Source organism: Micromonospora sp. NPDC047134, from assembly GCF_040643455.1.
Classification (GTDB): domain Bacteria; phylum Actinomycetota; class Actinomycetes; order Mycobacteriales; family Micromonosporaceae; genus Micromonospora.
This window is the reverse complement of the sequence record NZ_JBEYUI010000051.1, coordinates 1-5,527: the sequence shown is the minus strand read 5'-3', so window position 1 is coordinate 5,527 and position 5,527 is coordinate 1. Positions and strand designations below refer to the sequence as shown.

The 5,527-nt window shown below is 70.4% G+C and carries 4 protein-coding genes; 3 read left to right on the top strand and 1 reads right to left on the bottom strand.

Annotated features, from left to right (window positions below; all coding sequences use genetic code 11):
- Positions 1-193: 193 nt before the first annotated feature.
- Complete coding sequence (locus ABZ795_RS28640; protein ID WP_357532629.1) at positions 194-1,024, bottom strand: GDSL-type esterase/lipase family protein; 831 nt, start codon at positions 1,022-1,024, stop codon at positions 194-196.
- Positions 1,025-1,270: 246 nt separating this feature from the next.
- Between ABZ795_RS28640 and ABZ795_RS28635 the strand changes: the two genes are divergently transcribed.
- The 3 genes from ABZ795_RS28635 to ABZ795_RS28625 all read left to right on the top strand — a co-directional run bounded on the left by ABZ795_RS28635 (position 1,271) and on the right by ABZ795_RS28625 (position 5,320).
- Complete coding sequence (locus ABZ795_RS28635) at positions 1,271-2,323, top strand: S1 family peptidase (protein ID WP_357532628.1); 1,053 nt, start codon at positions 1,271-1,273, stop codon at positions 2,321-2,323.
- Positions 2,324-2,585: 262 nt separating this feature from the next.
- Positions 2,586-4,391: an aspartate--tRNA ligase gene (aspS, locus tag ABZ795_RS28630; RefSeq protein ID WP_357532627.1), complete on the top strand. Its 1,806-nt coding sequence runs from the start codon at positions 2,586-2,588 to the stop codon at positions 4,389-4,391.
- Positions 4,392-4,507: 116 nt separating this feature from the next.
- Positions 4,508-5,320, top strand: coding sequence for a sugar nucleotide-binding protein (locus ABZ795_RS28625; protein WP_357532626.1), 813 nt, complete (start codon positions 4,508-4,510; stop codon positions 5,318-5,320).
- Positions 5,321-5,527 lie beyond the last annotated feature (207 nt).

Genomic DNA, 5,527 nt, shown 5'->3' with positions numbered 1-5,527 from the left:
AGATCACCCGCAGCCTCAAACGCTACATAGCCCGCCAAATCTGGCGCACCCTCGAAGCCACCGCTTGACAAAAACCTTCACAGATCTTGCACTTTCGGTCGCGCTTTCGGGGCTTTTGCCCAGGTGTGCACCGACAGAAAGTGCAAGATCGCGGGGAGGGTACGGGCGCGGGGCGTGCGGGGAGGGGAGGGGGCTACCAGGGGTAGCCGGCGGGGTAGGAGATGGTGGAGAGGATCTGCTGGCCGGTGGCGTTGGGGTGGAAGTAGTCCCAGGTGGAGAGCTGGGCGAGGGTGAAGGGGTAGTTGAAGACGGCGTTGTTGTCGTACCGGCAGTTCGCGCCGTAGGCGGCGCAGGCCGCGGCCAGTTGGGCGTTGAAGGCGATCACCCGCTGCCGGACCCGGTCGCGTCGGTCGACGTCGGCCTGGGCGGTCGAGGTCGGGTTGGCCAGGATGGACTGGCAGATGCCGAAGACCGACCAGGCGGTACGGGCGCTGCTGCTGCCCCTGCCGACCGACCAGAGCCGGTGTACGTCCGGGATGCTGATCACGTAGACCTTGGCGTTGGGCAGGCCGGACTTGAGGCGGGCCAGCGCGGAGTCGATGTTCGCCCGGAAGGTGGTCGTCGAGGTCATCGTCGACTCCGAGCTGGTGCAGGCGTCGTTGGCGCCGATCAGGACGGTGACGTAGTCGACCCCCTGGCTGACCGCGGTGCCGGCCTGGCCGTACAGGTCGGCTGACTTGGCCCCGGTGCGGGCGGCGTTGTGGTTGCGGCCGTTGATGGCCGGGTTGCTCTGGCGAATCCGCAGGTAGTGACTGTTCACCGTGGCGTCGCCGCCGGTGCTGAACGAGCGGTTGGTGCAGTCGACGTACCACCCGCAGGCGTTGAAGCCGCGGGTGATCGAGTCGCCGAGGCTGGCCATCGAGTTCGGTTGTGGACCGGGGTCGGCGACGGCGGGACTGGTGGCGAACAAGACGAGGGCGGTGACGCCGGCGAGGGTGGCCAGCGCGCGTCGGACGAGGGTCATGGTGGCCTCCGGGTCACGGTTGCCGGGTGGTGGCGGTGACCAGAGCGTATAGACGACCGTCTGTATCCACAACGTTGCCGGCAGGTTACCTCGACCGAACGGTGAAACTGGGGCAAAGGGCGGCCTTGTCTATGATCTTAAATGTGTGAATACTTCTCTTCGCTTGGCCGTTTCCCCAGGTGGCCGAGTTTCCCCCTGCCCTGTCGGCATGACAGGGCCCTCCAACCCCCTTCGGGAGGCTGTTACATGCGACCCACAAGGTCAATGCTGCGCCGCGCGGTCACCGTCGCCGCGGCCGGAACCCTCGTCGCCGGTGTGCTGGCCGGCACCCCCGCCCAGGCGGCCCCCGGGTCCGCCACGCCTGACTCCGCCGCCACCCTGGCCGAGCGGCTCGGTGCCCGCGCCGCCGGTGCGTACGCCGACGCGACCGGCAAGATGGTCGTCGCGGTGACCGACAGCCTCGCCGCCCGCCAGGTGGCGTCGGCCGGCGCCACCCCGAAGCTGGTCAAGCGAGGTGCGGCCGAGCTGAACCGGGCCACCGCCGAGCTGGACCGCTCCGCGGCCATCCCGGGCACCGCCTGGTGGGTCGACCCGGCCACCAACCAGGTCGTCGTCTCCGTCGACAGCACGGTCACCGGTGCCAAGCTGGAGCGGGTCAAGGCCGCCGCGGCGCGGACCAACGGCGCGGTACGCATCGAGGCCGAGGCCGGTGTGCTGAGCACCCGGATCTCGGGTGGCCAGGCCATCTACGCCCAGGGCGGTGGGCGCTGCTCGCTCGGCTTCAACGTCCGGGCCGGCAGCACGTACTACTTCATCACCGCCGGGCACTGCACCAACATCGCGGCGAACTGGTACAGCAACTCCAGCCAGAGCGCGCTGCTGGGTTCGCGTACCGGCAGTGTCTTCCCGGGCAGCGACTACGGCATCGTCCGGTACAGCAACCAGAGCACCGTGCAGCCGGGCAACGTCTCCCTCTACAACGGCAGCTTCCGCGACATCACCGCCTCCGGCAACGCCTATGTCGGCCAGTCCGCGCAGCGTTCCGGCAGCACCACCGGCCTGCGCAGCGGCTCGGTGACCGCCCTCAACGCCACCGTCAACTACGCCGAGGGTCAGGTTCGTGGTCTGATCCGGACCAACATCTGCGCCCAGCCCGGTGACAGCGGCGGCTCGCTGTTCAGCGGCACCATCGCGCTCGGCCTGACCTCCGGCGGCAGCGGCAACTGCTCCACCGGCGGCACCACCTTCTTCCAGCCGGTCGGGCCGGTGCTGAGCCGCTACGGCGTCAGCGTCTACTGATCTGCCGTACCCCCTGACCCTCCTCACCGCAGCGGGCCGCCGGATTCCTCCTCCGGCGGCCCGCCCGCGTGTGCTGAGGTTCCAGGTGCCGTCGGGTCGGGAGCAGGGGGTAAACGGGGTGCGGGCTGGCTGTTAACAAGGGACCCTTTTGCTACCTGAGGCGTTAAGAAGGGGCCCTTCCTTGCACCCGGCAAACGGCGGCGGGGGAGTGCTGCGAGAATGCCCGCAACAGACGTAGAGCTTCACGAGGGAGACGCACGCCGTGATCCGTACCCATGACGCCGGCAGCCTGCGCGCGACGGACGCCGGCAGCACGGTGACCCTCGCCGGATGGGTGGCCCGCCGGCGCGACCACGGCGGTGTCATCTTCGTCGACCTGCGCGACGGCTCCGGCGTGGTCCAGGTGGTCTTCCGGGAGGAGGACGCGCACGCCCTGCGCAACGAGTACTGCGTCAAGGTCGTCGGTGAGGTCACCCGGCGGCCGGAGGGCAACGAGAACCCGGAGCTGCCCACCGGCGAGATCGAGGTGACCGTCGCCGAGCTGGAGGTGCTCTCCGAGGCGGCGCCGCTGCCGCTGCCGGTGGACGACCAGGTGGTGGCCGGCGACGACATCCGGCTCAAGTACCGCTACCTGGACCTGCGGCGCGGCGGGCCGGCCAAGGCGATGCGGCTGCGCTCGCGGGCCAACCAGCTCGCCCGGGCCGTGCTGCACGAGCGGGACTTCCTGGAGATCGAGACCCCGACCCTGACCCGGTCCACCCCGGAGGGTGCCCGCGACTTCCTGGTCCCCGTCCGCCTGCAGCCCGGCAGCTGGTACGCCCTGCCGCAGTCGCCGCAGCTGTTCAAGCAGCTGCTGATGGTCGGCGGCATGGAGCGGTACTACCAGATCGCCCGCTGCTACCGCGACGAGGACTTCCGGGCCGACCGGCAGCCGGAGTTCACCCAGCTGGACATCGAGATGTCCTTCGTCACCGAGGACGACGTGATCGACCTCGGTGAGGCGATCGTGTCCGCCCTCTGGTCGGACCTGGCCGGATACGAGATCCCCCGGCCGATCCCGCGGATCACCTGGCACGACGCGATGGCCCGGTACGGCTCGGACAAGCCGGACCTGCGCTACGGCGTCGAGCTGACCGAGCTCACCGAGTACCTGCGCGGCACCACCTTCCGGGTCTTCGCCGGGGCGATCGACGCGGGCGGCTACGTCGGCGCGGTGGTCATGCCCGGCGGTGCCGCCCAGACCCGCAAGGAGCTGGACGGCTGGCAGGACTGGGCCAAGGCGCGCGGCGCCAAGGGCCTGGCGTACGTGGTGCTCGACGCCGAGACCGGCGAGGCACGCGGCCCGGTGGCGAAGAACCTGTCGGCCGAGCACCTGAACGGGCTGGCCGACGCGGTCGGCGCCAAGCCGGGCGACGCGATCTTCTTCGCCGCCGGTGCCGAGGCCCGGGAGGCCCAGGAGCTGCTCGGGGCGGCCCGCATCGAGATCGCGCGGCGCGCTGGTCTGATCGACGAGAGTGCCTGGGCGTTCTGCTGGGTGGTCGACGCGCCGATGTTCGAGAAGACCGACGAGGGTGGCTGGACGGCGGTGCACCACCCCTTCACCTCGCCGAACTCCGAGTGGGTGGACCGCTTCGAGGAGGCGCCGGACCGGGCGCTGGCCTACGCGTACGACATCGTCTGCAACGGCAACGAGATCGGCGGCGGGTCGATCCGTATCCACCGACGCGACGTGCAGCAGCGGGTCTTCGACCTGCTCGGCATCACGCCCGAGGAGGCGCAGGACAAGTTCGGCTTCCTGCTGGAGGCGTTCAACTACGGCCCACCGCCGCACGGCGGCATCGCCTTCGGCTGGGACCGGGTCTGCATGCTGCTGGCCGGGGCCGACTCGATCCGCGAGGTGATCGCCTTCCCGAAGACCCGGGGCGGCTTCGACCCCCTCACCGGCGCCCCCACCCCGATCACCGCCCAGCAGCGCACCGAGGCCGGCGTCGACGCCAAGCCCAAGCCCCAGGCCCCGTCCCACCCCGGCACCGCCGGCCCCGCCGCCCCGGTAGCCGACCCCACCTGACCCACCCACCCCTCGGCCACCCTTCCTCGGCCTCCTGGTTGATCAAGAAGTTTGCGTCATGATCTGAGCCCTCGGCGACGCAAACTTCTTGATCAACCAACCGGGGGAGGGCGAGCATGCGGGTTCTGGTGGTGGGGGGTAGCGGGTTTCTGGGGCGGGAGGTGTGCCGGCGGGGGGTCGGCGCGGGATGGTCGGTGATCGGGACGTGCCACTGCGGTGCGGTGCGGGTGCCGGGGGTGGCGGTCCGGCGGCTGGACGTGACCGACCGGCTCGCGGTGCGCACTCTGGTCGCGCAGGTGCGCCCGGAGGTCGTGGTCAACACCTCCTACCGGTACGACGACTGGACGGTCACCGCCGACGGGGCGGCGTACGTGGCCCGGGCCGCTGCCGAGGTGGGTGCCCGCCTGGTGCACATCTCCAGCGATGCGCTGCACGCCGGGCGCTCCGAGCCGTACGCCGACGATGATCCACCCACCCCGATCTTCCCGTACGGTGCGGCGAAGGCAGCTGCGGAGACGGCCGTGCGCGCGATCGACCCGGGGGCCGTGCTGGTGCGTACCTCGCTGATCGTCGGCGAGGGCAGCCCGCAGATCCGGCTCTGCCGGGAGGCCTTGGCCGGACGCGGAGCCCTCTTCACAGAGGAGTTGCGCTGCCCGGTGGACGTCACCGACCTGGCTGCCGCCGTGCTCGAACTGGCGACTTCGGACTACGCCGGACCGCTGAACGTGGCCGGCCCGGACCCGGTCAGCCGAGCGGAACTGGGTCGACTGCTGGCCCACCGGGACGGCCTGGACACCGGTGCCCTGACGACCACCACCGCCGCCGAACGCGGCCTGGTCCGCCCGGCTGAGATCCGCCTCGACACCACCCGCGCCACCACCCTGCTGCACACCCGCCTACGCGGCATCACCGAACTCCTAGCCCGCTAGCCCCCACCCCGGGCCGAGCTCACCCCTGCCCCACCCGGCCCCGTCGAGCCCGCCCCGGGCCGCCGATCTTGCACTTTCTGTCGAGGCAAAGCTGACAAATGCCGCAAAAGAGCGACCGAAAGTGCAAGATCTGTGAAGGTGTTTGTCAAGCGGTGGCTTCGAGGGTGCGCCAGATTTGGCGGGCTATGTAGCGTTTGAGGCTGCGGG